We start from the raw sequence: 26,304 nt of genomic DNA, 5'->3' as shown, positions 1-26,304 counted from the left end.
TATATGTTGAACAGCTTAGCAGATTATAAATCAGCAATAACATCTGCAAGAACTGCCGCCATGGCATCAACACTATGGTACTTCACACATAGCTCCCTGGCTTGAAGTCCTTTATGATTGGCAGCATCTAGATTCTGAAATATCTGTTGAATCCCCTCAGCTAGTTGTTGTGGCGAACTAGGCTCAACCAGATAACCGGTATCACCTAAAATTGTTGGGATATCCCCAACACGGGTAGACAAAACTGGCTTAGCCATTGCCATACCATCTGTCAATTTTAAAGGAAACTGAGCTCTAGCCGCCAGAGTATCTCGCTGGGGAACCACCACAATATGAGCCGCTGACACGACCTCTGGCATTTCTTCGACTGGGGTTCTGGGCAATTTAAGAATCCAACGTCCCCATTGTTTGATCAGTTGTTGATCATAATCATCATAGGGACTGCCTCCTACAATCACCAATCTTAAGTCTGGCTGATTGAGATACTCTAGCGCTACTAAAACATCTTCAACTCCTTTGTGGGGTCGTGGCGCACCAGGAAACATTAATACCCGATACTCCGATAACCCATAACGCTTCCTGCTCAGTTCTGGGTCATAGTGCTCGGGGTCAAACAGATCGGTATCTTTACCATTGGATAGATAGACACCACCGAAGCGTTCCTTGAGAAACTGAGTATCTATAGTGATAGCGTCCGCATAATTGACCAAGTTTTCTAGCCATTTGATATAGAGGGGATGGTCTGGATATCTCAATTGACCATCTTTGGTAATAATATCCCTACCGAACTGTTTAAGGGTTGGACGATACTGCCATTGGTCCCCACCATACCAACTTAGCTCCCAATCATCCATATCTAGAATGATTGGACGACGGCTAGTAAACTTTTTCAGCACAGACAGACCAAAACTGGTGGGTTTGGGTTTTACGGCATAGATAATATCGCCATCTATCTTTTTTAACAGGTCTCGGGCAGCGGTTAAGACCCCAGGATATTTACCACCAGGGACGGAAGTAATGGTAAAACCAGAAGGAGGAGTGGCATATAACTCCTTCCCAAACATAAATCCCACAATGTCTATGGCATAGTTGAGCTTTTTCAGGACTTGTCCGAGCAAAAATGCCCGGATAGCACCACCACCGGACAAGTCACTGACAACTAGGGAAACTTTTTTGTTCATCGGATTTTGATAAAACTGGTACACGATACATGGTGATCAACCTCTCGTGTGAAAGTTATTACTCCCCTTGGGTTTAGCAAGATGTCCCAATTACCACGCACTAATGCTCAAGACAGAGGGAGTCGGGAGCTTGTAGGGTGGGCAAAAACCATTTGATTCTTTTGAGTATTCATGATTAGATTACTTTGCCCACCCTACTAATGGTCTAATGGTCACTAAAGAGGAAGTCGGGAGTCGGGAGTCGGGGTAACAAAATTGAATTTACCTCATAATTATGGAATTGTCCGATAATCTCAACTCGGGAGCTATTCGGAAGTGCTTACCAGCTAAACCCAAGCGTGCTAAGGGTCAAATCTCAGGAAGACCAACCATTACCTGTCGATTTAGGTGGGGTGATTGACACTTTGCTAGATAAACACTTTAATCAGGGAAATGCAAAATGGCGCATAGAATCAGTATTCCCGTTTCAACTGCTATAATCTCAGGTGTGATCAACTATCAAGCTTTCCACACCCTAATCTAATCAAACAAAAAATCGACGAACGACACTAAGGGTGCATCTCCTAAAAGCTGTTTGACACGGTGGTGCGTTACGGGGCGGGCTATCCAAACCCTGACTACGAGGCGAAAAATGAAGGCTCCCCTAACACACCCTACGCAAAATTTTCAAATATGAGATGCACCCGACATTAACCCCTAAAGCGTTGAACGTTTCAGGGGTGTGGTAGATGGAAATTTAGAAAATAGGGAAGAAAGGGAAGAAAGGAAACAGAGGGAACATAGGGAACATAGGGTTAGTAAACAGCTAGAGAAAATGTCGCAGAGTCTACCAAAAACTATTATTATTTGTTAGACTTAAATTATGGTAACACCGACAGGGATTATTATGTAACTTAAATTAAAGCCGAAAACCAAGGTAAGATAGTTGCGGTTACATCCCGGTGTTAGACTTTTTTGACATTTTTATGGCGCTCGCGGGATATTCCCGAGAGCTTTGGGAGATACCCCCTGGATGCTATTGCATCTTGCCTTGGCGATCCTTGGTCTATCTTGGTAGACTTTGGTAGCTAAAAAGTATCGGACGTAAGAGTTGACCATTGCGGTGCGCTTGACTAGGTCAAGCGCACCGGTACATCCAGCCAATTGGTAAAGCTGTCCCTATGTGCCTACTCCATAGTTTGATTAGGCGATAATAGTTAATTTTTAATCATACCCTACACCGAACGCCTAAGGCGAACATTCTTAATTCTTAATCCTTAATCCTTTATGCGACGGGAACTCTAAGGCCAGCATCCTTGAGCCCATGGCGCTTCTGATGCCATTGCCAGGCGTTGGATAAGATGGTGTTTATATCGGAATACTGGGGATACCAACCCAGAAGTTTTCTGGCTTTGTCACTACTACCGACCAAAGCGGGCGGATCACCAGGACGGCGATCGCATTCTATAGCTTTGATGTTTTGTTTTGTGACAAATCTGGCTGCCTCAATCACTTCTTTGACTGAGAAGCCGTTGCCATTGCCTAAGTTAAAGATTTGACTATCCCCACCCTTTAACAAATAGTCCAACCCCAAAACATGAGCAGAGGCTAAATCCTTGACGTGAATATAGTCCCGAATACAAGTTCCATCAGCTGTGGGATAATTGGCACCAAAAATGGAGATCGACTCCCGTTTACCTAAAGCAGTAAGCAGCACTAAGGGGATAAGGTGGGTTTCGGGAGTGTGATCTTCCCCTAGCCTACCCTCTGGGTCAGCACCAGCAGCATTAAAATAGCGGAAGGTTACGGATTTTAAATCATAGGCGGTATGGAAATCCGATAGAATCCGCTCTACCATTAATTTACTCGCCCCATAGGGATTAATTGGGTTTTGGGGATGATCTTCTGGAATCGGTACAGTTTTTGGTACCCCGTAGGTAGCACAGGTAGAGGAAAAGACTAATTTTTTAATTGATGCTGCTACCATAGCTTCCAGGAGTGTTAGTGTCCCGGTGACATTATTGCGGTAATATTTAGCCGGGTCAGTGACCGACTCTCCCACATAGGCATAGGCAGCAAAGTGCATTACTGCACTGATATCATAGTCTCTAAAAAGATTGTCGAGTAATACCCGGTCATTGGTATCACCGACAACTAGCTTCACCTTTAGAACATCTTCGACTATGTCTCGATGACCATAGACTAAATTGTCTAGAACCACCACGTTGTAGCCAGCTGCCAAGAGTGCTAATACAGCATGGGAGCCAATATATCCGGCTCCCCCTGTAACTAGCACAGTTGCTTTGGATTGCGACACTTGAATACCTCGCTAGTCTAGATTTTTGCTTTTACCAAATTATTCCCTGGGATTGCTTGTAATTCCGCAAATTTGGGTAAAATAGTAATCCCATATGGAGATGCCAGATTTGATTTGGTGATGCTTGAACCTAATTGTGACGTAATAGTCAAGCTGATTCATTATTCCGGTTAATTATTCTGGCTTCAAGCCCCACCTCCTAGCGGTAAGGGGGTTGTGGGATTCAATGCCTGTCAGATGCGCTTTGACAACAGTTAAAACAATGTCCCATCCATCAGGATGCTCACGGGGGAGTGCTTATCTAGTCTGGGGTAAGGTAGTATTTCTGAGATAATCACAACCAAGATGGATGTCTTAAGGAAACCCTGAGGCTAATAACGGCTAATAACAAAGGCTTGGTTGTCATCCCACACTTTCCGGTCTCGAAAGTGTGGGTAGTTATCACTGTGCGTCCCTAATCAAGTAACTTGACAATCAACTAATTTCACACGACCAGTCTGAACATGATCAAATATCCGATTAATCTGGTGGCGTTCTGCGTCGCTTATATTGTAATCGCAGAGGAAGGCACTCGTCAGCTGTAGATACTCTTGACGGCTCAATTGACCCCTGGTAATCATCTGGTTTACCATTGTCTCTATGTCCAGGTTGGATTGGCGTTCAGGTGTAGACGCCACAGATTTATGCTTTAGTCGGTGGGAAATCAAAAATGGCGATTCTGGGGATAGAGCGATTTTCATGATTATTTAGCACCTCTGTATAATTCAATCGAGCCAACCTGAATGGTTAGGGTCAAAGGAAGTATTGTGAGTAAAGAATAAATTTTGATGCTAGAAAAGACAGTTGACTAGGAACCTCCTTGACCATTTACTCTCTGTACCAGGCAAGCTGGCAGTGTCTTTACCCGTTGCTCTTTATCATGACACCGCCATTACAAGCAAGATATCACAGCAAAGAAAGAAAAAAAACACTTAATTATTAATGCTACCGACTGATTTGCTAATTAGTAGACAAAATGGCGAAGAAATCATTCCCAAACGGTTGCTGATTAACAATCAGACCTGTGCTATGGCAGCTGAGTTAATCCACTGCTTTATTGAGGCTACTGGTAGTACCCAAGGGGAACTAGACCGTAAGTTGTTGGATTGGGAAGGAGATAGCCCTGACTACCGGGTTAAACGAGGTTTAGCCCATATTCTTAAAACGAGCTTCAGTACCTTTGAAGTTGTTAGCCCCATAGACCCTAAGGCACTCCGCCAACGAGTTTTTGCCCTGGCGGCTCAATCTGTTCCTAGTCGCCAGGCAACTCAGACTACTCTAGAAAGCCTGAGCACTGCTTTATCTGAGGAATTAAACCAGGAAGTGTTGCCTGAGCAAATTTCTAAAGGACTTTATGCGGATTTACAAGAAAATCGTATTCTGACTCAATTCGATCACCCAGCACCAGAGGCATTACTGCATCGCTATAATTTATCTCAAGTTCAGGGTATTTTTTATCGGGCATCTGAGATGACTCTGAATGCTCATCGGAATGTTCCAGGGGAGTATAAGCTATTAATCCGCTATTTGAAGTTGTTTCAGCTGATGACTTACATTGAAGGGGATGCGGACCATGGCTTCACGATTACTATTGATGGACCGACTAGTTTATTTAAGCCGAGTACTCGCTATGGTTTAGCGATCGCAAAACTGATTCCAGCCTTACTACACGTTACTAAATGGAGTCTCAAGGCTACCTTACAAAGCCGTGACTCTTACAGCGGTACGATCAAGACGGGGCATTTTAGCCTTAATGACCGCTGTGGCTTGGTGACTCACTATCCCCCTGGTAAACCTTACGACAGTATGTTAGAGGCTTCCTTTGCTAAGCGTTGGGAATCTCAGAAAACTGAGTGGGTATTAGAGCGAGAAGTGGATTTAATTCCTATTCCTGGTAGTGTGATGGTGCCCGACTTTCGGATTGTTCATCCTGATGGGCGAAATTTCCTATTAGAAATTATTGGTTACTGGCGTCCAGAGTATTTAAAGAAGAAATTCGCTCAGGTGCGCAAGGCCGAATGTGACAATTTGATTCTGGCGATTTCGGAACGGTTAAATTTGGATAAAGCTGGGGTTACGGTGAAGAATTTGCCAGCTCAAGTTGTTTGGTTTAAGGATAAACTTTCACCGAAAGCTGTGTTGGAGCTTTTGGAATAGTTTGGGAAAATGTATTCTTGTTAAGTGCGTAGTGGAGTGACCATGTTAAATTAGTGTAATAGAGCCAGGGAGCGGTGAGAACCATGGGTAGAGGAAGACGGGACAAGATGGCACTGAGTACAGAGCATTGGCATTGACTCGAAGCAATTAGCCGGATTGACACTCCCATCACTAAATCTTTCGCGTAGCGTGGCCTTTTGGCCAAGATTATAGTGAGGGATTCTTAAGAGTATAAAACCCTTAACGGCTGAGCCAAACAGCCTCTACACCCTCCGTTCAAATCATTGGGCTTACTTTTTCAAGGTTTTTATTGGTTTATCCTTCTAGCAGAGGCTTTTCAGCTTGCCGACCGGCACCTAAAAGGTCCATTAATATACGATAATCCTAGCATAGATTATCAAAAAGCGCAACAGATCCAGTCTCCAATTCCCCTCCCGCTAACATGCGCGGGTATAACGGGAGTCCCCTTGGAGTTGAATGATGGACAGGCACCAGCCCAAAAAATCCTTCATGCACAAATCTTTTTGATGTCCGATGAAGGAGAGCTGGCAATCGAGTTCATGGACAGATAACGAAATCCCTCAAGCTCTGAATCGGCATCGCAACACAGTGGGTCGAATCCGCCAGGGATTTCTAGAGAAAGGGGAAGCGCTAGCATTGGAAAGATTTGCGAGAAGAAAGCCCCCGGTCATTGGTGACAAGTTAAGAGAAAAAGCCTTTTGTCAAGAGGGGGGATTGCCTCAGGGTTCAAGTCGTGTGAAACTCAGAACAGACAAGTAATTGAGCCATGGTGAATCCTGATGAGCGGCCACCGAAAAACCCACCGAGACCATGCCAAAAAGACCCAACGTCCGTGAGCTTCGGTATCGCTAACAGGGTAGCCATCACTACCGCCATCAGCTACAGCAATGTAGAGCAAGCCATAATCATCATCCCCTGGTTTAGCATTGGGATTAAAGCCCAATTGTCCAACATTATGATCTGGGTAAGGCTCTTCAATGCGCAAAATCTCACGGGATGTTCCGACAAAAGTATTGCTAGAAGGGTTTGTTGCCTTCCACTCGCGAATTACATCGTGGTGGGCACTTTCGATAATCTTCTTGTTACTGTCAATAATTGGTTTGGTAACGGGGAAGTCAGGAGTACTGCCAGTTTTAACTTCGCTAGTTACAGTATAAAAAATTCCATTCTGAGCAAATTCTGGATGAAAAGCAAAATAAGCGAAGCCCTGTTGAGGAGTTTCATAAGTAAAGTCTGCACAAATTAATTTTTTCAGATTCATATAAACAGTAGCAGTGCCGTCAACAATGACATACAACTTGCCACGCATATCGTTAACAAATAATCGTCCGCTACCATCTCCTGCATGGGTAAGCAGGTTCAAGCGAGCAGCTTTGTTTCTTCCAGTTCCACTATTGGGAATTTGAACAACTTCTTCCAATCCCACAGAGAGTTCTGACTTTTTAATTTGCTCGGGAATGGGATCGGTTATCTGGGCAGAAGAAATCCTGCCAACAGCAAAGATGACCAATAATAGTGATAAAATAAAACATAGAAGGCGATTTTTTTTCATAGATACATAATATGAATGCCCCTAAGTTAAGAGCGCGGACGCTAAAAATATAATAAATCCAAAAATACGAAACCCCTTGTTATAACTAGCTTGTGAGACTAGATTGTGAGCAATTTAGGTTGGAGTCATGGTGGCATAATGTGGTTTTTTGTATGTTACAGATCAAGGCACTGGTTGCATAATTCTTGCCCACTATAGCAATAGTAATAGAAACTACTGATAGTCCTGTTATAAATTGTTACTATAGTAGTTTATCCCTATTAACCAAGTCTTAGATACTAAGACCTAGACACTCGTTGGTGCATTCTACAGATTAACTATAATGGAAGATTCAAAAACTATAACCAAACCCAAGCATATTGTTTTAACCTCCCATCCTAACTCTTCTAGATGCAATTCTCCAGCAATTAACTGGGGAGAAAGTGACCCCCTCAAACGAGGACCTATTGTCGGTACCTTAGTTAACTCAGCTCATCGCAATGTTATTGGTACTCACTCAGGCTCCTATTCAGTGTATCGAGCTTTAGCCGTAGCCAGTGGCACACTCGAGCCCAATCACCGCCCGGATCTCACCAACACTGCTCCCATCGTTCCCATTGGTCCTCATCCCAGTTGGACTGACCCTAATTTGATTGTCTCTCTCGACCCCTTTGGGGCGATGGTAGGTGAGGTTTATAGCGATTTATATCAGCAGGGATATGACATTAGACCCACGATTGCCATCACCAAAGCTCATATTAATATGCCAGAACTACAGGATGCTGTAGATAAAAAGCGTTTAGCAATTGATGGCAAAATTATTAAAAACGATGGTAGTTTAGTAGTCACTAAAGTAGCAATTGACCCGGTTTGGTATCTACCGGGAATTGCCCAGCGATTGGACATTCAGGAAAGTTACCTGCGCCGTGCTCTATTCCAGCAAACCGGTGGCATGTTCCCGGAACTGATCACCCGCCCCGATTTAACGGTATTCTTACCCCCCATTGGTGGTATCACTGTTTATTTAATTGGTGATGTAGCAGCCATTACTGAACCCAATCGACTGCTGGCTGTACGAGTTCATGATGAATGTAATGGTTCTGATGTTTTCGGTTCCGACATCTGCACCTGTCGTCCCTATCTAGTCCATGGTCTAGAAGTCTGTGTCCAAACAGCCCAAGCTGGAGGTGCAGGTGTCATTGTTTATTTCCGTAAAGAAGGTCGCGCCTTAGGTGAAGTAACTAAGTTTCTAGTGTATAATGCCCGGAAACGTCAGCAAGGAGGTGATAGCGCTAATGCCTACTTCAACCGTACAGAGTGTGTCGCTGGGGTTCAAGATATGCGCTTCCAAGAACTAATGCCTGATGTGCTCAATTGGCTGGGAATTAAACGAATTGACCGTTTTGTCTCCATGAGCGATATGAAATATAACGCTATCGTTGAATCCGGTATTGAGATTATTCAGCGCATTCCCATTCCAGAACATTTAATTCCCGCTGATGCCCAAGTAGAAATCGCTGCCAAAAAAGCTGCTGGTTATTACACTGAAAATACAACTGAACAAGATGCGATCGCATTAGCTGAAATTCAAGGGCGCGGTTTAGCCGATTAGTATTTATCGTCAATAGTCACAATAGTCAATAGTCAATAGTCAATAGTGCTTAGTTAACCCCGCATTGCCTATTCCCTAATTCCCTGTTACCTATGTCACCTCTGGAGAATGCACAACAGCAGTTAATCGCTTACTTAAGAACCCCATTGGCAATTCGGGAGAGATGCGATCGCATTTTCACCTTAGCTAGTGCTGACCAGTTGCAGTACTTTCGCTGCAATTTAACCAAGCTAGAGCAAGTAGCTAACTATGTCATCGAGGTAATGCACCAGCACTACCCCGATTTCCAGATTCCATTTCATAGTCGCTGGCGGCATTTTGAGGTAGGAAATGTCCCTCGTCTTCGGGAACTAGACCAGAAATTGGCAGGATTCACTCCACTCCAAAAAGCCCAAACCAAATTCGACTTAGTCATCATTAGCGTCCTGCTCGATGCTGGAGCTGGCAGCAATTGGCAGTATCATGAACCAGAAACCGGACTAGTGTTTCGCCGTTCCGAAGGATTAGCCGTTGCTAGTTTCCGCATGTTCTGTCAGGGAGCTTTCTCCAGCGACCCAGACCTACCTTGGCAAGTCGATGCCAAAGGACTTCAATCCTTGAGTGCCCACCACTTAGCCCAGGGATTCCAGGTCAGTCAAACCAATCCACTCATAGGCATAGAGGGTAGGCTAGCCTTACTACAGCGCTTAGGGCAATCCCTAGCTATTATACCACAGATGTTTGGCAAAGTCAATCCTCGTCCTGGCAACTTAGTAAATTACTTGGTAAATGACTTGGTAAATTACCAATTGCTAGATAAGTTGCAGGTTACCAAGGGATTGCAGGATAGCAACTTGAACCTTGAAAGTTGCCAAGATAACCAAACCTGGGTCAAGCCACTTACAGATTCACAACCGGCCCAAGAGCAACCTGCAACTTGTCAACCAGCTAACCTACAACCTGGCAACCAACAACCTGCAACCTGTGAACCTGCCAACCTTCTGAGTGCCACTAACCTATTCAGCACCGTCCTCGAAGGATTAGGGGATATTTGGCCAAGACGAGAATCCATAGCAGGGGTCAACTTAGGGGATGTGTGGCAACATTCTGCTCTCAAAGGGGATAACTATGGTTCCGAGTATGTACCATTTCACAAACTCTCCCAGTGGTTAACTTACTCCCTATTAGAGCCATTGCAGGAACTGGGTTTAGAGATTACTGAACTTGAGCAGTTGACCGGCCTAGCAGAATATCGAAATGGGGGCTTATGTTTAGATCTAGGATTACTAGAAGTCAAGGATAGCGCTATTTTACAACAGTCTCACTTACCCAGCTCCGAAGTGATTATTGAGTGGCGAGCACTCACCGTTAGTTTGCTAGATCAAATAGCAGGAACTATTCGTCAACAACTGAACCTGAGTGCTACTGAATTGCCACTAGTAAAAGTTTTACAAGGAGGAACTTGGACAGCAGGACGTAGAATTGCTGCTCAATTAAGACCAGGAGGCTCTTCCCCGATTCAGATAGAAAGTGATGGCACAGTCTTTTGACAAAATTTGACCTGCTCAATTGGGTACTCAAGTCTAGTTGGGTGATCTAGTAGTTGGTTCAGTTACCCATTACCCATTACCCATTACCCCTTACCCCTTACCCCTTACCCCTTACCCTCAATAGCCTTTTTTCGTTCTTCGAGGATACTGCGAATGGAAGCTGTATCCAGAATTCCCACAACTACACCCTTCTCACTAACCACAGGTAGCTGCTCTAGCTGCTCTTTCTCCATAATTTTGACAACGTCTAACAGGGAATGGTCTGATTGAACAGTTCTCAAAGTCTTAACAGACTTCATCAGTGCTCTTACTGGAGTCACCGGCCAATTAGAGGTAGGAACAGTTTTGAGATCATCGACTATCACAACTCCTAGCAGTTGGCCCGCTTCATCAGTTACTACAAACTTGCGCCACTGATTTTTACCGATAATGTACTCGTTGGCAAACTCCCTTAGAGACAAATCAGCGAATACAATTGGGCTGTTGGCAATGACCGCATCTTCTGCTGTCAACCCATCGAGCTGGTCTTGAACCATAGCAGATTGGGCAGACATGCCAGCATTTTGGAGCAAGAACAAACCAATTAAGGCAAACCAGATGCCATTAAAGCTACCATAAAGTAGGATTGGAAGCACTCCATAAATAATTCCTCCCCAACCAAAGAACTGACCAACACGGCTAGCAAATAACACACCTTTGTGTGGGTTGTCCGTAACTTGCCAAACCAGTGCCTTCAGGATGTTACCCCCATCTAGGGGTAAGCCAGGAATTAAGTTGAACAATGCTAAAGCCAAATTGATGGAGGCGAGGAGTCCAACAATTGATGCCAATGAACTAGCTAGATTAGCATTAGCCTGAACGGAATAGAGTAGAGCAAATAGTAGCAAACTAACAGCTGGACCAGCAATCGCAACTAAGAACGCCTCTAGTGGACTTTTTGATTCTTTCTCCAGGCTAGCTAGACCACCAAATAGGAAGAGAGTGATAGATTTAACCTCAATTCCCTGCTGAATCGCTACAAAACTGTGTCCTAGTTCATGAGCTAAGACAGAGGCAAATAACAAAAGTGCAGTCACAAATCCTAAAAACCATGGCAAAACACCGCTCAATCCTGAAAAATTTGTTAAGTCACCTCCGAAATCAAAGGTGACTAAAGCTAGGACTAGAAACCAGCTTGGATTCACATAAAAGGGAATCCCAAATAAATTCCCAACACGAATACTGCCGTTCATGCAGACTACCTCAAACTCTCCTAAGACGTTTTTTTATACCAAGTTGGCTTCTAAGGTAGTAGATAGGTTATGGTTCATAGTTAACATTTCATGAAAAATAGTTCATGAAAAATAGTTCATGATACCATTGCCAGTTATCCTTGGCAGTAAAGGGTTTATCGCTTTTGCCAATCAACAATCAACCAAGAGCAATGAACAATTAACCTACCTGAAGGCAACTCGATAGTAGTTTCGTCTTTCATGGTTCTATCGTAACGAAATGTAAAAGATTTGCCGATTGCTAAAATGCCGTAAAATCCGTCCACGCTTAGTGCGGTTTTAGGAATGCAGGTGGTTTGACCCCTCTCTGTTTCCATCGGCATAATAAAATTAAGCACCGCTCTTAGCTCAAGCGTGTTTAGAGCAACATCTTCTTTAAGCACTACCCCCCTTCCTACTAGTAAAACTGACTAAACGATGTCCGTCTTTCAAACCAAAAGCACCCACTCTTACAACCAACAAGACATCCAGCAAATCCTCAATCTAGCCCTGGCACGTCAGGAAATGGTTGAAGAATTTTCCCGTGAACAGTTGGTGGAAATTGCTTCAGAATTAGGGATTTCAATCCACACTCTCTTGGAAGCAGAACGAGAATGGCTAGCCCAACAACAAGAACAGCAAAAACGTCATGAATTCAATAGCTACCGACGTAGCCAATTCAAAAAAAGTTTTGGAAAATTTGTAATCGTTAATAGTTTTTTATTGGCGATTAATCTAATTAACGTTGGTTTTAACTTTGCTGCCCTGTCTTGGTCTTTATATATTTTCTTGTTCTGGGGTTTGTGGATAGCACTCAGAGCCTGGAATACTTATCAAGTACAGGGCGATGACTACGAAAGAGCTTTCCAAAAATGGAAACTTCAAAACCAGGTCAAACAGATAGCCCAATCAACTTATTCTAGTCTCAAAAACTGGATTCAAGACCAAGGACTAACTACTAAGGACTAACATAAATAATTTGAGCTAAATCGCTCATCAACAATGTTTCTTCCTGAATATCTCCTAAAGCATGAGCCACTGCGATCGCTTTTTCATAAAAAGCCCGAGCTTCCAACAAGTTACCAGTGTCTTGATATAACTGGGCAAACAACTTTAGAGCAACAAGCTCTTCACGGCGATTGTTTTGTTCTTGTGCCAAAGCCAGATATTCCTTCAGTGCTTTCACCGCTTGCCGATTCTTACCTGTAGCGATATGGGTTAACGCTATACCCTTAATAGCACGAATCTGATTGAACACATTGTCAACTTTCTCAGCCAGTATCTGGGCAATGCGGTAAGAATACAAAGCATCTTTTTCCCGTCTAGCGGCGAGATAGGCATCTCCCAAGTTATTCCGGATATTCGTCTCACCCAACTTATCCCGAGAGCGACGCCGTAAAACTAGGGCAGCTTCATACCACTTAATCGCCTCGGGATAATTTCCCCCTTGAGCTGCCACTAAGCCTAAATTATTCAGACTCAACCCTTCACCGTCATCATCCTTAATAGTACGGGAAATGGTCAGTGCTTCCGTAAAAGCTTCCTGAGCCGCTTTGAGGTTTCTCGTTTGCAGCAATAATATTCCAATATTATTTATACTATAAATCTGTGGCTGAAAACTTTGTTGAGAACGGGCAGCACCCAAGCCTCGGCGCAAGGCTCGCTCTGCATCTTGATAGCGTCCCAACTTGGCGTAAGTCTGACCTAGGGAATTGTAAGTCTTACCCAATCCCTCAAAGTCACCAATTTGCTGATAAATTTCTCCCGCTTGGGACAAATACGCGATCGCTTCGTTCAAGTTACCACTCTGTTTGGCCAGCTCTGACTGTTCCAGGAAAAAATCTGCCCGATTTCTTGCTCTGCGGTCACTACGATTGTCTAAAGGGATTGCCAGTTGTTGGTCGATGCTCCGAGTCTGACCCCAAGCCATAGGGCTAGCCAACATTACCAAGGGAATAAAGGCTAGCGCTATGATTCCGGAAAGACTAGTCAGCAACCTGCTATGATTCGCCATACCAAAAGACTCCGTTTGATCAACGTTTCTGCTATTGTTGAACCTATAATCAAAGTACCCCGATCAAGGGTGCAAACTAACCGCCCCTTATTCACTCAAAACCGGTACTGCAAATAGATCAGATTCTTCTCGATTCTTGGCTTCGACCCCCAGATAGACCACCCGAATATCATCTGGTAAAGCAGCTTCCAACAGTTCATAGCCTTCTTGGAGTTCAGTTCTGACTTGAGCTGGAGTAATCATTTCTCCCTCCGCTTGCAGATAAGCCGCAATTCGCGTTTCACTCCAGTGAAAGGTCTGAGCCATGATTACCATCAACCGCACCGCTGGTGGCAGCTGTTCCAATGCCATTTCCAGATAACACCACAAGGGTGGTGGTGCTAAATTCAGGTTATAGTGAATAGATTCCACTGGTGGCAAGTCTGCCTGGTTAATACAAACCGCCGTTAGGTTTATAATCTGGTTTTGGAAGGACGTTGACTCTAGTCCATAATCCTCCCGCAAATCCATGCCACCCAGTTCGTGATAGATGTGACGCCAAGTCAGAGCAAATAGATATTCCGCCTGTACAGGCGATCGCGCTGAGTGGCGCACTAATGTATAGACAATAGGACTGTAGCGACAGAAAATTGCTGTAAAGTACTTCCCTTCAGACCGATGACGCTGAAACAAAGTCAGCAATTCCTGATCACTATGATGAAACAGTGATTTAATAAGTGGATGCTTAGATTCAGGAAAATTGGGAATTTGCACAATCTTTCAATAAAACCTGTAATTAGGAGAATTAGAGAGGTGCCCTTGACCTTAGGGAATTTAATTCGCCACAGGTCGCACCTGTAGATGCATCCTGATCTCACCACAACCCCCTCGTGTTGAGAAAGGGGAAATGCCGATGATTAACTGGCATTGGAGTTGATCAATCTCCAAACCTAGTATCCTAGGTCTGGACTAGACCTCAAGATGAAGGAGATGGATGCCGATACCAAGTCTACAACCTGTGGTGCTCCGATGCTCCTTCAGTTGAAGCTAAAATTGAGAAAAAGCGTTCGCGTAGCGTGGCCCAAAGGCCATCGCCAAGGTGCGCGCCTCCAAGGCCGTGAGGGATTGCTCACGGCCTTGGGTCGCACCTCAATGTCTGATGGTAATAATATTACCTACGATTGGACAAAAAGTTCATAAGGACCTTTAAACTAATTTATCCAGTTGCTAACTCTGTTTAAGTTTATGATTCTATCAGTTGATATTATTTCCTGGCTAACTTCGCCCCTGCCTCTTGGCGCATTTTTACCCTCTTTGCCTTTAGATAGCCTGTTTTCCACTCAAGGTATCATGGTGATGCTCCTAGGGGCCTATGCCTTTGCCATGTGGATGTTTTTGACCAGCGCTCCAAAAGTTCACACCATCATGGTGTCTGATTTGGCAATAGCGCGACAGTTTTATGAAGGCTTGCTAGAGTTATCCGCAGCAGAAGTCCCCCTACATTACTACTATAATTACGAGCAAACCATGGGGAGTACCAGCATTGACCCCCTATATATGTCAACCAATCTGGGAACCACCCAAGCGACCCAGTTCAGTGGTGCTGATGGGCTATGGTACCAGTTAAAGAAGAATACCCAGCTCCACGTGATTTCCGGAGCTAGCTTGGGCAATAAAAACCAACAACGTCACGTGTGCTTTGACCATGAGTGCTTGGATCAAGTTTTGATGCTGGTGCAGATGAGACGGCTGAAATACAAAGTGCGCACCCTCAAGCCCCTGAACTTTTTGGTCAAGGATGTGGACGATCGTGTAATTGAACTGGCAGAAGTTTCTAATTAGCGGTTAAATCAATAATGGTGAGTTAATCAGGGATTAGGCGGGTAACAATTGCGCGTAGCGCACCAGCCTAAGGTTTTACGCCTAATCACATTTACCAAAAATTTTGGGTAATCGCGCCCCGTCCTTATAGGACGGCTTTCTTTTTAAGTTAAAACTTGACAGTTTTCGCACTGCGTGTTATTATAAAAGTATAAACAAGAAACCAAAAACTAGATAAATACTATCTAATCATAAGTAGACAACGTAAAAAATATGTAAGAGATACATATTGCGTAATTTGGTCTAACGACTTAAACGTCTATGAAAAAAAATTAGATAAAAAAAGTATCTATCTATATGTAAAAAAAAGGTAAGGTACGGTGGGGCACACCGAAACCTAGATCTATAATATCTAAACTCTTATGGAGAATTGTCCTCTACCTTTCCTGGTTCCGACCTGGTTTGGCAAGACAGCTCGTTGAAGTAAGAATCCCCGTCCTTATAGGACGGGGAGTGTCAACATGTTTGAAGTCATTATCGCAGTACTTATTGTTCTGTTGGGTTCAGCCATCTGTGCTATGGCAGAAACGGCTTTGTTTTCAGTGCCTATCGTTAAAGTCCGACAGTTAGCGCAGTCAAACAAGCCTACACCGTTAGCACTACTGGCGATTCGCAAAAACATGAACCGGCCCATAGCTACCATTGTTATTCTCAACAACACCTTCAACATTGTTGGCAGCATCGTAATTGGTTCCCTTGCTGCTAGGGTCTTAGGAGAGGCTTGGTTGGGGGTTTTTTCAGGTCTATTTACCTTTCTCATTATTGTATTTGGGGAAATTGTCCCGAAAACCCTTGGTCAGATCTACGCCCAAAACATCGCCCTACTCGTGGCTCTACCAGTTCGGTTCTTAACCGTTGTGTTTACCCCTCTGGTGTGGTTGATGGAAAAAATTACTGCTCCGTTTACTAAAGGTCAAAAACTTCCTACCACCAATGAGGCGGAAATCCGGTTTTTAGCGAAGGTTGGGTATCAAGAAGGGGTGATTGAAGATGATGAAGCAGAAATGATCCAACGAGTATTTCAGTTAAATGATTTGACTGCATCTGATTTAATGACGCCGCGAATCCTAACCACCTATTTACATGGTAATACCACTTTGGCTGACGCTAAACCAAGCATTATTGCTTCGCCTCACACCCGGATGCCTGTGGTTGAAGACTCTATTGATAAAGTTATTGGAATTGCTCTCAAAGATGAGTTACTCACAGCAATCATTGAAGAAAAACATAACCAACCCCTTGCTTCTCTGATTCGTCAAGTCCGCTTTGTCCCTGAAACTGTTCGGGCTGATAAGCTACTGAAAACCTTTCAGCAAACCCGTGAACATCTGATGGTTGTACTGGATGAATATGGGGGTGTTTCTGGTGTAGTCACCCTGGAGGATGTACTGGAGGTGCTAACCGGTGAAATTGTTGATGAGACCGATCGAAACATTGATCTACAAGCAATTGCTCGTAAACGGCGAGAAAAAATGTTGCAATCTTATGGTCTTGATCAGGATTAGTTTTCGGAAAAGAATAAAGAGATAATTTTTATTTGAGATGTAAACAGATGATTGATAAAAAAAGCGATGCATTGCTGCTATCCTTTTCCTGTTCCCAGATCCGCTGTTCCCAGATCCGCTGTTCCCAGATCCGCTGTTCCCAGATCCGCTGTTCCCTTTAAACCAAGCTATATAAATTAAAAAACTAGATTTTTTGACATATTTGATAAGCTTTTTCTTCTGATTCTTCAAGAATTTGAAGTTGTGAGTATAGCTTTTCAATTGTCTCTTGATCGGGACTTTCTAGCGTCAAATTAAAAACTATACTATTGAATTTATTTTGGGCTGTTTTGACAACTTCTTCAGCTTTCCTACAAGATGGATTTCTGAATAGTTGATCAAGTTGAGGAAAACACCCACTTAAGCAAAACGTTAGTATAAAGATTATTATTCTCTTAGCTTGGGCAATAGTAGCAAATTTCATCAGACAAGGGTGTACCTTAAGTTAAGTCTAATACCCACTACTTAAGGAAATCTAGAGTTTCAGGAAATTTCATCAAAACCTTGGCCGTGGGCCACCCTTCGCGAATGAACGATTCCACAACTCAAGTACCTAGGATTTCAAGTCTTTTCTAGAGCATCACTTCAGTCAACAGAGTCTTCTGTTGGTTACTAATATACAGATCCACTATACAGATCCATGCTTGTGCGCCTTTACTGAGTGATCAGTATCGACCTCAGTTTTTAGTTATCTTCCCACTGGCACAAGCTTGAGATCATCTCTGCCATTAAGCGATCGCTTATGTCAATTTGCTCTAAATCCCCTTGACCAATTCCACATCACCTTGAATTATTACGAATCTGGATTTCTGTCCGATCGGATAGCCTTTAGGACACTATTTTTGGGCTTATCCGGTGAAATTGAGGCAAAAATAAGCCAAAAGGGCAATATACTCTATATCGGACAGGTAATATCCCACAGGTATTTAGCCCATTGGTATCAGCCATTTGGCTGATTTTTTCTATGAGGGGTCACACCCCTCACCATTTGTGATAAATTTTAATTAGTAGATGCACCCTGATGATCGAGAGAGTCAAAAACGTGGCTCTCTTTTTTTTTGGGCATAGGGATTGCCTCAGACGAGGAGCGTTTTCCCCAATCACTTGCCCCAAGCCAGCTGATCAAGCTGATCAAATAGACATTTTTAATGCTTTAATATCATGATTGAGAACTATTGCGAAATATATTTACCTGACAGGACGACTATTGAACTGTAGCGCTATATATTAAAGGATTGGGCTAATCTAATAGAAAACTTAATTAGAGGGATTTCCAGTAACCGACAACCACCAGGGTGAACCATTGGGTTCAGTATCAGTACCCCGAAAGGGAGTAATAACCAACAGCATTCCCCAGAGTGCGATCGCGCATCGCCAGTGGGATAAATGCGATGCTCTCGAAGAGCCGCTACGGGAACACACTCTGGGGAATATCAACACTACGTGACATCTCCCGACGCTGCCCTAACGGGACAGGGCGGGCTTCTTACCAACTCCAGCTACTGCTTTTGGATACAAGGCCGTAGGCCACGCTACGCGAACGATAAGCTTTATTAACGACACGGTCAGAAGTTACCCCAGCGAGCAATCCCTCGCTGGGGCAGCCTTTATGGTTAGTCGGCTATGGGTAAAGGGTTAAAACTTTGAGGCGCGACCCATGGCGAATTTAATTACGGGTCAAGCGCGCCTCCATGATTAAGGCAAGAGACGAAACCTTAGATCAGGTCGCCTTTATAACAACAGTTTTAAACCTTTTCTGCATAACCTACAACCCAAAAAGGCGACCTGATCTTACGGTAACTTCAAACCCTATTCTAAGGCGCGCGTCTCCGGGATGCCCCGACCCGCCGGAACAATACAAAAAGTTATATTTTTATTTGGTAGGTGGCGGTTAGCTGTTTATTTATCTTCCCTACCATTTCTAGTATATCACATTGGTAAGCTTCGTTCCGGAGCTTACCCCGCGCTTCCCATACGACACTTAGCCAATGAAGGTAAAGTGCGGGGCTTCTCGCGGTTCAGCTAAAATTCCAGCACTATAGTCATACCTAATAACCTATACCCTTGAACAAACAGGCAAAACCATCCCCTCGCGAGCCAGTAAGTGATTACCATTGAAAGACTGGAGTTGCTTTTCTAGTTTGTCGAGATAATCATCATTATAGTCAGGATGATAACGAGACATAACTATGCGCTTAACACCTGCCACCTTTGCCGTTGCTATGCCAGTTTGCCAACGCTGATCTTGCCAAATCAAAGGTGAATAATTAGACAGATCATCTCCTGTGAGGGGAAAGGGAGCATCCAAAATTAGCAAATCTGCTTGACGGGATAGGTATCGTAGATTTTCATCAATGGCACCCCAACCATTGGAGTGAGTAGTGGCGTACACAACAGCATATCCTTGCCAGTTTACCCGATAGCCCATTGCTTGATGTGAGTCATTAAGAAGCACAGCCTCTACAGTTACATCATCTAGGGTTACTGTATGACCTGACCTCAGCCCGTGAAATTTCAGATCTGACTGCATGACCTGAAGGGGCACTGGAAAATTTGGAGCAATCATTTGCTGACCTAGACACTGTTCAATGGATGCCCCATCAGGTGCTGCTGCTCCATAGATATGAAAACAGTTACCAGGAATAAACGCAGGAGTAAAAAAGGGAAACCCTTGAATGCTGTCCCAATGGCTATGAGAAAAAAAAATGTGAGCTTCTATGGGCATTTGCTTAAGCCAATGATTTCCCAGCACCCGCAAACCACTGCCACCGTCAAAGATTAAGCGTTTTCTACCAACACGCATCTCTACACAAGATGTATTGCCACCATAGCGAATGGTATCTGTCCCAGGAGCCGAAATTTGACCCCTAACGCCCCAAAATCGGACGCTCAAGTCGCCTCCAGTGCCATTGTTTAGGCTGGGTTTAGCCTTATAGTTGCCTCGTGTGGGTGCTACTAGATTTTGCATCTTGAATCTGTGAATTACGTCAGCCTAAGTTATAAATTATTCCCATTGGTAGATTCCGACTAGAGGATACTCGGGTGAAAATGAGTAACCATCAGGGTTAACCACTACTTTCTGTTAAAGTGGGCGGATTTCATACATCAAATTGAATACATCAAGAGTAAATAGATGGGGGAAAGCAACCACAACAGCCCCAGTAATTTAGTCAGATCTCTAATTTGGAACCTTTCAGCCCCCCTAAACAAGTTAAGATACAGTTATGCTTTCTCTTAACTGTATCTTAAGTGTTGGTTAATTTTCACGGATTTAGGAACAAACAGTTTGTGACCTATGTCACAAACGCATCAAATTAATTCAATCAATTAGAATGGGAACTGGTAAATCATCGGTTATCCCTTGATCGGTCAGCTTTCATTTATCGGAAGTCAGCCCATTTCCTTATAGCTTAACCTCGACAGCTAAACCAAAAGCTCAGTGTATGCCCATCTCAAGTATAACTGCTCACCCCATCCCATCCTCACCTGATTATCTCCTCACCTAAAAAGGTAATATCTTTTAGCTTCATCCGCAATTCATCTCACATCTCAATGCTACGCCATGAGTGTGAGATGAATTGCGGACAGGATCGAAGACCGTGTATACTAAATCTAGTAGGGAAGACAAATGAAGAGCTAACCACCACCTACGTGCCTAAGAAAAAACTCAAACTCATTGTATGTTCCGGCGCGGAGGGGCATCCCGTGTCATTAATAAAGCTTGCCGAACCCGCCCCGCGTGGCCTACGGCCTTGTATCCTAACTGTTGGGTGGAGTTGGCAAGAAGCCCACACTGAACTCAAAGAGTCAGTGTGGGAGTATGTCACCTTCTGTTGGGATCACTCCCTGACCCTACTTGATTAGGGTTGGGGTATTTTTTGTTATGCTTGCCCTTAAAACAGAGAATGGCTAATCGCTTTGCTAGCTTTCTAGCATCAACCATTACCCTAAGAAAACAAACTCTAGTGGAACTCATCTCACCGATGAGTCCCTACTTGATCAGTCCCTACTGCTTATAGTTGTTGATTGACTCTTCCACCAAAGGCATTACCTGATCAAGATCTTTCCATCCTAAAATTTTAGTGACTTTTTTTTCCAGATTTTTGTATGTCCTGAAAAATTCAGCAATTTCATCCAACCGATGGGGCGCGATATCTTGGAGAGTTTTTACTTCAGCGTAGCGAGGATCCTTGTCAGGAACACACAGAATTTTTTCATCCCGATCACCTCCATCTATCATTTCCAGCATCCCGATTGGTCTAGCGGTAATCACACAACCAGGGAACGTAGGTTGATCCATTATCACCATACCATCAAGAGGATCACCATCATCTGCTAGAGTGTTAGGGACAAAGCCGTAGTCATAGGGGTAGTGTACCGATGCATAAAGTACCCGGTCAAGGGCAAAGGCTTCTAGATCCTTGTCAAACTCATACTTATTTTTACTACCTGCGGGAATTTCAATTAAAACGTTGATCAGACCTGGTTTAGGTTGAGCAGGAATCTTTGATAAATCCATGAACTATATGTTTCAAAAAAACAGCAGATGTGGGTTATCTCATCTTTAGTGCTTAAGACATCCTAATAGCTGCTTTAATACTTACCCAAACAAATCCCATAGTTCAGGATTTTTTAGGTAGGTAGAATAGCCAACCGATCAGATTATCCTGAGCAGGGTGCTAAGCTATCAGCTATCAGCTATCAGCTATCAGCTATCAGCTATCAGCCAAAGGCATGTGGCCACGCTAAGCGAACAGTTTATGCGCTACGCGCACCCTACTTGAGGTGCTTTTGAATAAAATAAGCTGACGGCTGACGGCTGACTGCTGTTCGCGTAGCGTGCGCGTAGCGCATATGCTTACGCAGGGTGCCGTTCAATGGCAGCTATATTGAACTACTAGCCCCGTGGAACATTGTGACATCTCACAGCAACTTTTCAAAGCGTCATTCGACCTATAGTGTTTAATGTGTGAGTGTGTAATGTCTGAGTGATTGAGGAGTGAAGTCCTATGGGAGAGCTTCAGCAGAGGATTGGTATAACACCATTACAGTCGGAATCTGTCACACAAATCCTAGGGAATGATACTGACTGCCTAACTGACCCTTGTTATCCTGGATTACGCCAACGAGCCTGGGCCGAAATTGATCAAGTTGCTCTTTATCAAAATTTACGGCAAATACAGCAGCTTTTGCGCCATCCTACCCAACTAATGGCAGTGGTGAAAGCCGATGCCTATGGCCATGGTGCTCTAACGGTTGCCCGCACAGCGATAGAGGCTGGTGCTGGGGGGCTATGTGTTGCTACTGTCCCAGAGGGCATTCAACTCAGGCAAGGGGGAATTAAGGCCACTATACTTTTGTTGGGAGCGACTAATACCCCAGAACAAGTCAGAGCGATCGCTCACTGGCAATTGGAACCAACTCTGTGTAATCCTCAACAAGCGTTAGTGTTTTCGGAAACCTTGAGTGGTCTAAACCAAAGCCTGCCAGTGCATCTGAAACTAGATACAGGAATGTCTCGCTTGGGAATGCCTTGGCAAGATGCCATCGAGTTTGTACGCTTAGTCCAACAATTACCTAACTTGGAAATAGCTAGTGTCTATTCCCATCTAGCCACTGCTGATAGTCCTGACCCCACAGTGATGAGACAGCAGCATCAAAGGTTTAAAAACGCGATCGCACAATTGCAGGCTGGTGGCATAACTCCACCCCGATTACACTTGGCAAATTCCGCTGCCACCTTAACCGACTCAGCATTGCACTACGATTGGGTGCGTGTAGGATTAGCCCTCTATGGTCTCTACCCAGCAGAGCATCTTCAAAAGGTTATTCACCTCAAGCCAGTGATGCAGGTAAAAGCCCGGATCACCCAAATTAAAACTATTCCCCCTGGCACTGGTATCAGCTATGGCCATCAATTTATTTCAAATCGACAGATGCGTCTAGCAGTAGTCGGTATTGGCTATGCTGACGGTGTTCCCCGAAATCTTTCCAATCGTATCAATGTCATCATCCGAGGGCAGCAAGTTCCTCAGATTGGCGCAATTACTATGGATCAGCTCATGCTCGATGTTAGTGATATTCCTAATATACAAGTTGGGGAAATTGTTACCTTAATTGGACAGGATGGGGAAGAGCAAATCTCAGCAGATTACTGGGCTATGGCTTTAGGCACCATTTCCTGGGAAATTATTTGTGGTTTTAAGCACCGACTACCCCGTGTAGTAGTAGGGTAAGCATTCAGCGGTCAGCGGTCAGCGGTCAGCGGTCAGCGGTCAGCGGTCAGCGGTCAGCGGTCAGCCGTTAGCCGTCAGCGGTCAGCGGTCAGCGGTCAGCGGTCAGCCGTTAGCTGATAGCTGATAGCACCTCAAGTAGCGTGCGCGTAGCGCTTAAGCTGATAGCTTACCAATTAACAATTTTAATGTTCTTGTAAGAAAAAATCCCTTTGCCATATGGGATTCAGAATGTGTTACCCTAAAAGGGTTTTGTAAACATCGCACATCCAGGGTTTCGGGTGTTTCTAAAGGGAAATCCACCTGGATGGAGGTTAAACCCGAATTAGGAGTTAAAAAATTATGCCTGTAGTTTCTTTAGCTGAAATGCTAGAGTCAGGGGTTCACTTTGGTCACCAGACTCGCCGATGGAACCCCAAGATGGATCCTTACATTTACACTGCTCGTAATGGGGTCCACATCATTGACTTGGTACAGACAGCTCAGCTGATGGAGGACGCTTATCACTATATCCGCACCTCATCAGAGCAGGGCAAAAGATTTCTGTTTGTGGGTACTAAGCGACAAGCGGCTGGAATTATTGCCCAAGAGGCAAGCCGTTGTGGTGCCTACTATGTCAACCAGCGCTGGCTAGGTGGTATGCTCACCAACTGGGAAACAATTAAGACCAGGGTGGAGCGACTGAAAGATTTAGAGCGTCGGGAAACCAGTGGTGCCCTTGACTTACTGCCAAAAAAAGAAGGCTCCATGCTGCGTCGGGAACTAGGCAAGCTTCAGAAGTATCTAGGTGGCATCAAAATGATGCGTAAGGTTCCCGACATAGTTATCATCATAGACCAAAAGCGTGAGTACAACGCTATTTTGGAATGTGAAAAGCTAAGTCTACCGATAGTATCACTATTAGATACAAACTGCGACCCTGATTTAGCCGATATTCCGATTCCAGCTAATGACGATGCGATCCGGTCGATTAAGCTAATCATAGGTAAACTCGCTGATGCCATTTACGAAGGCCGTCATGGTGAGCTAGACACCGCAGAGGAATATGAATACGAAGAATTTGAAGAGGGATTAGATGAGTTCCCAGACGAGGAGGAAATTCAAGAGACTGAACAAAGTGAGGAAATTGAATCCGTAGATCAAGGAGATAACCAGGATACTGAGCAAGAATAGTTAGTTGTCTTCGAGCTTGAAGCCCTACGCTGAATTTACCCTTTGATAAAAATCAACTAGTTTTCAGCGTGGGCTGGGAAGCCCATACTCACGGATCGAGTAGTGTGGGAAGATATCACGGTGTAATCAGTTTCACTAACAGTAGGAACAAAAACAACATGGCAATTTCAGCACAACTTGTCAAAGAGCTACGGGAAAAAACCGGCGCTGGCATGATGGATTGCAAAAAAGCTCTCGTAGAAAGCGACGGAGACATGACCAAAGCGATGGAATGGCTGCGGAAAAAAGGCATTACCTCAGCTGAGAAAAAATCCGGTCGTGTGGCAGCAGAAGGAATTATCGGCAGCTACATCCACACTGGTGGTCGAGTCGGTGTACTCGTAGAAATTAACTGCGAGACCGATTTTGTTGCCCGCCGCGACGAGTTCCAAGCCCTAGTCAAGAACGTCGCCATGCAAGTGGCAGCTTGCCCTAACGTTGAATACGTGAAGGTCGATGACATCCCTCAAGAGATTGTTCAAAAAGAAAAAGACATTGAAATGGGTAGGGATGACCTAGGCAAAAAGCCAGAAAATATCAAAGAGAAAATTGTTCAGGGTAGGATTGAAAAACGCCTTAAAGAACTCTCCTTGATGGATCAACCTTACATTCGTGATCAAAGCATCACAGTGGAAGAATTAGTCAAGCAATGTGTTGCCCAGTTGGGTGAAAACATCCAAGTGCGTCGCTTCACTCGCTACGTTTTGGGTGAAGGTATTGAAAAGGAAGAAAGCAACTTTGCTGAAGAAGTTGCTGCCCAGATGGGTTCTTAAACCGAAGCTTACCTTTGAGCTTCATCCTTGAGCTTGATCAACACGCTTCAGTGAATCTGGGAGTAAGCATTCAGCTATCAGCCGTCAGCCGTCAGCCGTCAGCCGTCAGTCGTCAGCCGTCAGCCGTCAGCTTATTTTATTCAAAAGCACATCAAGTAGCGATGCAGCGCGGTCTTGGGGAGGCAGTGCGGTCTTGGGGGTTCCCCCCATGAGCAACTGCCGTGGTTTCCCCCACTCGCGCTTTGCATCAAGACAGCGTGGCACAGGCTTCGACGCTGTGACCCATAAGCTGATAGCTGATAGCTGATAGCTAATAGCTGATAGCTGATAGCTAATAGCTGATAGCTGAATGCTCACATCTGGGAGATAGGGAAGATCAGCTAGTTTAGCAGGAGCCTCACACCAAATCAAAGATTATGGTGTGAGAGGAATGCGCGGTTCCACCAGGGGGTTAAATGCCCCCGTATGGAACCAATCACAACGCTTTCACAGGCAAGTCGTCAGATGGCCCTGATCGCTCCAAGGGCAGACTTGACCTAACCAGGTGTTCAAGGCATTGTAAAGTTGGGAGTTTTTTTCACAGCATTTCTAGAGTATGAGTGGTATCAACTCCATGTGAGCATTATTGGTCTAACTGTGACAACCAGCTCAAGAAATCTTCCCAACTTTTTAACTCAAAAATAATATCTGTTAACCCTTCCAAATTTGACAAAGACAAACCTTGAACTACATTGTTTATTTCCTCGGTCTTTTCTGGGAATCGTTTTTTTAGCAGACGCATCACCAAAATCTGTGCCTCAGTAATGCGACCTTCAGCATTCACTTCCTGATAAAATCTGGTCTGTTTCCATTCAGTAAGTCCAAACATCGCTTCTAATTCCCTCCAAGGACACTCAGGAAATTTATATACTAAGGCTTGTTCTATTAATTCTATCGCATTTCTTTGCTGTGCTACTGGTAGAGCCCTCGCACATCTTTCTAGTTGTCGTACTCTGTGTTGGACATTGGCTTGAGGTTCTACTACCAGCCGTACCAGTCCCAATCCGATTGAG

General features: G+C 44.3%; 27 protein-coding genes and 1 pseudogene. 14 read left to right on the top strand and 14 right to left on the bottom strand.

Translation table 11 applies throughout. From position 1 onward, the window contains the following. Positions 1-23: 23 nt before the first annotated feature. From F6K63_RS30070 to F6K63_RS30060, 3 genes are all read right to left on the bottom strand, one after another. A complete protein-coding gene (locus F6K63_RS30070; protein WP_287313996.1) occupies positions 24-1,181 on the bottom strand; it encodes a glycosyltransferase family 4 protein in 1,158 nt (385 codons plus the stop codon). A gap of 1,264 nt (positions 1,182-2,445) precedes the next feature. Next, positions 2,446-3,477 carry a UDP-glucose 4-epimerase GalE gene (gene galE / locus F6K63_RS30065; protein WP_287313994.1) on the bottom strand — a complete coding sequence of 344 codons (1,032 nt, stop codon included), beginning with the start codon at positions 3,475-3,477 and terminating at the stop codon, positions 2,446-2,448. A 458-nt stretch (positions 3,478-3,935) separates the two neighbouring features. Beyond that, on the bottom strand, positions 3,936-4,217 hold the full coding sequence (locus tag F6K63_RS30060) for a hypothetical protein (protein WP_008189281.1): 282 nt from the start codon (positions 4,215-4,217) through the stop codon (positions 3,936-3,938). 241 nt (positions 4,218-4,458) lie between these two features. Here F6K63_RS30060 and F6K63_RS30055 point away from each other — a divergent pair, with 241 nt between their 5' ends. Next, complete coding sequence (locus F6K63_RS30055; protein ID WP_008189279.1) at positions 4,459-5,673, top strand: DUF790 family protein; 1,215 nt, start codon at positions 4,459-4,461, stop codon at positions 5,671-5,673. Here the strand turns inward: F6K63_RS30055 and F6K63_RS30050 are convergent. After that, entirely contained in the window at positions 5,627-5,878 is a 252-nt protein-coding gene (locus F6K63_RS30050; protein WP_287252824.1) for a hypothetical protein, read from the bottom strand. The two genes, F6K63_RS30055 and F6K63_RS30050, sit on opposite strands and share 47 nt — an antisense overlap. Positions 5,879-6,152: 274 nt before the next feature. Here F6K63_RS30050 and F6K63_RS30045 point away from each other — a divergent pair. Continuing rightward, positions 6,153-6,360, top strand: a pseudogene (locus F6K63_RS30045) (helix-turn-helix domain-containing protein); the annotation flags it as partial. 76 nt (positions 6,361-6,436) lie between these two features. Here F6K63_RS30045 and F6K63_RS30040 read toward each other — a convergent pair. Then, positions 6,437-7,246: a PQQ-dependent sugar dehydrogenase family protein gene (locus tag F6K63_RS30040; RefSeq protein ID WP_008189274.1), complete on the bottom strand. Its 810-nt coding sequence runs from the start codon at positions 7,244-7,246 to the stop codon at positions 6,437-6,439. 322 nt (positions 7,247-7,568) lie between these two features. On the opposite strand from F6K63_RS30040, the gene F6K63_RS30035 reads away from it, so the two are divergent. Both F6K63_RS30035 and F6K63_RS30030 read left to right on the top strand, forming a co-directional pair. Continuing rightward, positions 7,569-8,837 carry a GTP cyclohydrolase II gene (locus F6K63_RS30035; RefSeq protein WP_287297090.1) on the top strand — a complete coding sequence of 423 codons (1,269 nt, stop codon included), beginning with the start codon at positions 7,569-7,571 and terminating at the stop codon, positions 8,835-8,837. A gap of 92 nt (positions 8,838-8,929) precedes the next feature. Further along, positions 8,930-10,366, top strand: a complete 1,437-nt coding sequence (locus F6K63_RS30030) for a URC4/urg3 family protein (RefSeq protein WP_287313992.1) — start codon at positions 8,930-8,932, stop codon at positions 10,364-10,366. Positions 10,367-10,470: 104 nt separating this feature from the next. Here the strand turns inward: F6K63_RS30030 and F6K63_RS30025 are convergent, their stop codons facing one another. Both F6K63_RS30025 and F6K63_RS30020 read right to left on the bottom strand, forming a co-directional pair. Further along, the gene (locus F6K63_RS30025; RefSeq protein ID WP_287313990.1) at positions 10,471-11,598 is read right to left on the bottom strand and encodes a site-2 protease family protein; all 1,128 of its coding nucleotides are present in this window, start codon (positions 11,596-11,598) and stop codon (positions 10,471-10,473) included. Positions 11,599-11,753: 155 nt separating this feature from the next. After that, complete coding sequence (locus tag F6K63_RS30020; protein ID WP_008189267.1) at positions 11,754-12,020, bottom strand: hypothetical protein; 267 nt, start codon at positions 12,018-12,020, stop codon at positions 11,754-11,756. A gap of 34 nt (positions 12,021-12,054) precedes the next feature. Here F6K63_RS30020 and F6K63_RS30015 point away from each other — a divergent pair, with 34 nt between their 5' ends. Next, positions 12,055-12,585 carry a 2TM domain-containing protein gene (locus tag F6K63_RS30015; RefSeq protein ID WP_008189265.1) on the top strand — a complete coding sequence of 177 codons (531 nt, stop codon included), beginning with the start codon at positions 12,055-12,057 and terminating at the stop codon, positions 12,583-12,585. Here the strand turns inward: F6K63_RS30015 and F6K63_RS30010 are convergent. Together F6K63_RS30010 and F6K63_RS30005 are read right to left on the bottom strand one after the other, a co-directional pair. Further along, positions 12,575-13,630: a tetratricopeptide repeat protein gene (locus tag F6K63_RS30010; protein WP_008189262.1), complete on the bottom strand. Its 1,056-nt coding sequence runs from the start codon at positions 13,628-13,630 to the stop codon at positions 12,575-12,577. The two genes, F6K63_RS30015 and F6K63_RS30010, sit on opposite strands and share 11 nt — an antisense overlap. Before the next feature lie 87 nt (positions 13,631-13,717). Beyond that, positions 13,718-14,383 (bottom strand): sigma-70 RNA polymerase sigma factor region 4 domain-containing protein, encoded by a 666-nt coding sequence (locus tag F6K63_RS30005; protein ID WP_008189259.1) that lies wholly within the window; start codon positions 14,381-14,383, stop codon positions 13,718-13,720. 207 nt (positions 14,384-14,590) lie between these two features. On the opposite strand from F6K63_RS30005, the gene F6K63_RS30000 reads away from it, so the two are divergent. From F6K63_RS30000 to F6K63_RS29990, 3 genes are all read left to right on the top strand, one after another. Beyond that, positions 14,591-14,809 carry a hypothetical protein gene (locus F6K63_RS30000; protein WP_008189258.1) on the top strand — a complete coding sequence of 73 codons (219 nt, stop codon included), beginning with the start codon at positions 14,591-14,593 and terminating at the stop codon, positions 14,807-14,809. 45 nt (positions 14,810-14,854) lie between these two features. Beyond that, on the top strand, positions 14,855-15,451 hold the full coding sequence (locus F6K63_RS29995; RefSeq protein WP_008189255.1) for a hypothetical protein: 597 nt from the start codon (positions 14,855-14,857) through the stop codon (positions 15,449-15,451). Between the two features lie 500 nt (positions 15,452-15,951). Next, entirely contained in the window at positions 15,952-16,995 is a 1,044-nt protein-coding gene (locus F6K63_RS29990) for a hemolysin family protein (RefSeq protein ID WP_287253520.1), read from the top strand. 184 nt (positions 16,996-17,179) lie between these two features. Here the strand turns inward: F6K63_RS29990 and F6K63_RS29985 are convergent, their stop codons facing one another. After that, positions 17,180-17,458: a hypothetical protein gene (locus F6K63_RS29985; RefSeq protein ID WP_008189253.1), complete on the bottom strand. Its 279-nt coding sequence runs from the start codon at positions 17,456-17,458 to the stop codon at positions 17,180-17,182. 286 nt (positions 17,459-17,744) lie between these two features. Between F6K63_RS29985 and F6K63_RS29980 the strand changes: the two genes are divergently transcribed. After that, entirely contained in the window at positions 17,745-17,990 is a 246-nt protein-coding gene (locus tag F6K63_RS29980) for a hypothetical protein (protein WP_131826919.1), read from the top strand. Between the two features lie 301 nt (positions 17,991-18,291). Here F6K63_RS29980 and F6K63_RS29975 read toward each other — a convergent pair whose 3' ends face one another. Further along, the gene (locus F6K63_RS29975) at positions 18,292-18,474 is read right to left on the bottom strand and encodes a hypothetical protein (RefSeq protein WP_287313988.1); all 183 of its coding nucleotides are present in this window, start codon (positions 18,472-18,474) and stop codon (positions 18,292-18,294) included. Positions 18,475-19,090: 616 nt separating this feature from the next. Further along, a complete protein-coding gene (locus F6K63_RS29970; RefSeq protein ID WP_008189251.1) occupies positions 19,091-20,002 on the bottom strand; it encodes an MBL fold metallo-hydrolase in 912 nt (303 codons plus the stop codon). A 737-nt stretch (positions 20,003-20,739) separates the two neighbouring features. Between F6K63_RS29970 and F6K63_RS29965 the strand changes: the two genes are divergently transcribed. Beyond that, on the top strand, positions 20,740-20,898 hold the full coding sequence (locus tag F6K63_RS29965) for a hypothetical protein (RefSeq protein WP_287255664.1): 159 nt from the start codon (positions 20,740-20,742) through the stop codon (positions 20,896-20,898). A 142-nt stretch (positions 20,899-21,040) separates the two neighbouring features. On the opposite strand, the gene F6K63_RS29960 is transcribed toward F6K63_RS29965, so the two are convergent. Continuing rightward, positions 21,041-21,553 (bottom strand): inorganic diphosphatase, encoded by a 513-nt coding sequence (locus tag F6K63_RS29960; RefSeq protein ID WP_008189248.1) that lies wholly within the window; start codon positions 21,551-21,553, stop codon positions 21,041-21,043. A gap of 490 nt (positions 21,554-22,043) precedes the next feature. Between F6K63_RS29960 and alr the strand changes: the two genes are divergently transcribed. From alr to F6K63_RS29940, 4 genes are all read left to right on the top strand, one after another. After that, positions 22,044-23,270 (top strand): alanine racemase, encoded by a 1,227-nt coding sequence (alr, locus tag F6K63_RS29955; RefSeq protein ID WP_287313986.1) that lies wholly within the window; start codon positions 22,044-22,046, stop codon positions 23,268-23,270. A gap of 339 nt (positions 23,271-23,609) precedes the next feature. Further along, positions 23,610-24,440: a 30S ribosomal protein S2 gene (gene rpsB, locus F6K63_RS29950; RefSeq protein ID WP_071103950.1), complete on the top strand. Its 831-nt coding sequence runs from the start codon at positions 23,610-23,612 to the stop codon at positions 24,438-24,440. 158 nt (positions 24,441-24,598) lie between these two features. Continuing rightward, on the top strand, positions 24,599-25,252 hold the full coding sequence (gene tsf / locus F6K63_RS29945) for a translation elongation factor Ts (protein WP_071103951.1): 654 nt from the start codon (positions 24,599-24,601) through the stop codon (positions 25,250-25,252). 14 nt (positions 25,253-25,266) lie between these two features. After that, on the top strand, positions 25,267-25,464 hold the full coding sequence (locus F6K63_RS29940) for a hypothetical protein (protein ID WP_154659941.1): 198 nt from the start codon (positions 25,267-25,269) through the stop codon (positions 25,462-25,464). 410 nt (positions 25,465-25,874) lie between these two features. On the opposite strand, the gene F6K63_RS29935 is transcribed toward F6K63_RS29940, so the two are convergent. Continuing rightward, positions 25,875-26,304: DUF4351 domain-containing protein (locus tag F6K63_RS29935; protein ID WP_287313984.1), on the bottom strand; the 430-nt coding region annotated here is incomplete at its 5' end.

The sequence above is a fragment of the Moorena sp. SIO1G6 genome (genome assembly GCF_010672795.1).
Taxonomy (GTDB): domain Bacteria; phylum Cyanobacteriota; class Cyanobacteriia; order Cyanobacteriales; family Coleofasciculaceae; genus Moorena; species Moorena producens.
This window is presented reverse-complemented; position numbering and strand designations above follow the sequence as displayed.

What these genes read in the sequence shown, in the direction of transcription:
- F6K63_RS30070 (WP_287313996.1), bottom strand. Translation starts at nt 1,181, where the DNA reads ATGAACAAAAAAGTTTCCCTAGTTGTCAGTGACTTGTCCGGTGGTGGT.
- F6K63_RS30060 (WP_008189281.1), bottom strand. Translation starts at nt 4,217, where the DNA reads ATGAAAATCGCTCTATCCCCAGAATCGCCATTTTTGATTTCCCACCGA.
- F6K63_RS30055 (WP_008189279.1), top strand. Translation starts at nt 4,459, where the DNA reads ATGCTACCGACTGATTTGCTAATTAGTAGACAAAATGGCGAAGAAATC.
- F6K63_RS30040 (WP_008189274.1), bottom strand. Translation starts at nt 7,246, where the DNA reads ATGAAAAAAAATCGCCTTCTATGTTTTATTTTATCACTATTATTGGTC.
- F6K63_RS30035 (WP_287297090.1), top strand. Translation starts at nt 7,569, where the DNA reads ATGGAAGATTCAAAAACTATAACCAAACCCAAGCATATTGTTTTAACC.
- F6K63_RS30030 (WP_287313992.1), top strand. Translation starts at nt 8,930, where the DNA reads ATGTCACCTCTGGAGAATGCACAACAGCAGTTAATCGCTTACTTAAGA.
- F6K63_RS30025 (WP_287313990.1), bottom strand. Translation starts at nt 11,598, where the DNA reads ATGAACGGCAGTATTCGTGTTGGGAATTTATTTGGGATTCCCTTTTAT.
- F6K63_RS30015 (WP_008189265.1), top strand. Translation starts at nt 12,055, where the DNA reads ATGTCCGTCTTTCAAACCAAAAGCACCCACTCTTACAACCAACAAGAC.
- F6K63_RS30010 (WP_008189262.1), bottom strand. Translation starts at nt 13,630, where the DNA reads ATGGCGAATCATAGCAGGTTGCTGACTAGTCTTTCCGGAATCATAGCG.
- F6K63_RS30000 (WP_008189258.1), top strand. Translation starts at nt 14,591, where the DNA reads ATGAAGGAGATGGATGCCGATACCAAGTCTACAACCTGTGGTGCTCCG.
- F6K63_RS29995 (WP_008189255.1), top strand. Translation starts at nt 14,855, where the DNA reads ATGATTCTATCAGTTGATATTATTTCCTGGCTAACTTCGCCCCTGCCT.
- F6K63_RS29990 (WP_287253520.1), top strand. Translation starts at nt 15,952, where the DNA reads ATGTTTGAAGTCATTATCGCAGTACTTATTGTTCTGTTGGGTTCAGCC.
- F6K63_RS29985 (WP_008189253.1), bottom strand. Translation starts at nt 17,458, where the DNA reads ATGAAATTTGCTACTATTGCCCAAGCTAAGAGAATAATAATCTTTATA.
- F6K63_RS29970 (WP_008189251.1), bottom strand. Translation starts at nt 20,002, where the DNA reads ATGCAAAATCTAGTAGCACCCACACGAGGCAACTATAAGGCTAAACCC.
- F6K63_RS29960 (WP_008189248.1), bottom strand. Translation starts at nt 21,553, where the DNA reads ATGGATTTATCAAAGATTCCTGCTCAACCTAAACCAGGTCTGATCAAC.
- alr (WP_287313986.1), top strand. Translation starts at nt 22,044, where the DNA reads ATGGGAGAGCTTCAGCAGAGGATTGGTATAACACCATTACAGTCGGAA.
- rpsB (WP_071103950.1), top strand. Translation starts at nt 23,610, where the DNA reads ATGCCTGTAGTTTCTTTAGCTGAAATGCTAGAGTCAGGGGTTCACTTT.
- tsf (WP_071103951.1), top strand. Translation starts at nt 24,599, where the DNA reads ATGGCAATTTCAGCACAACTTGTCAAAGAGCTACGGGAAAAAACCGGC.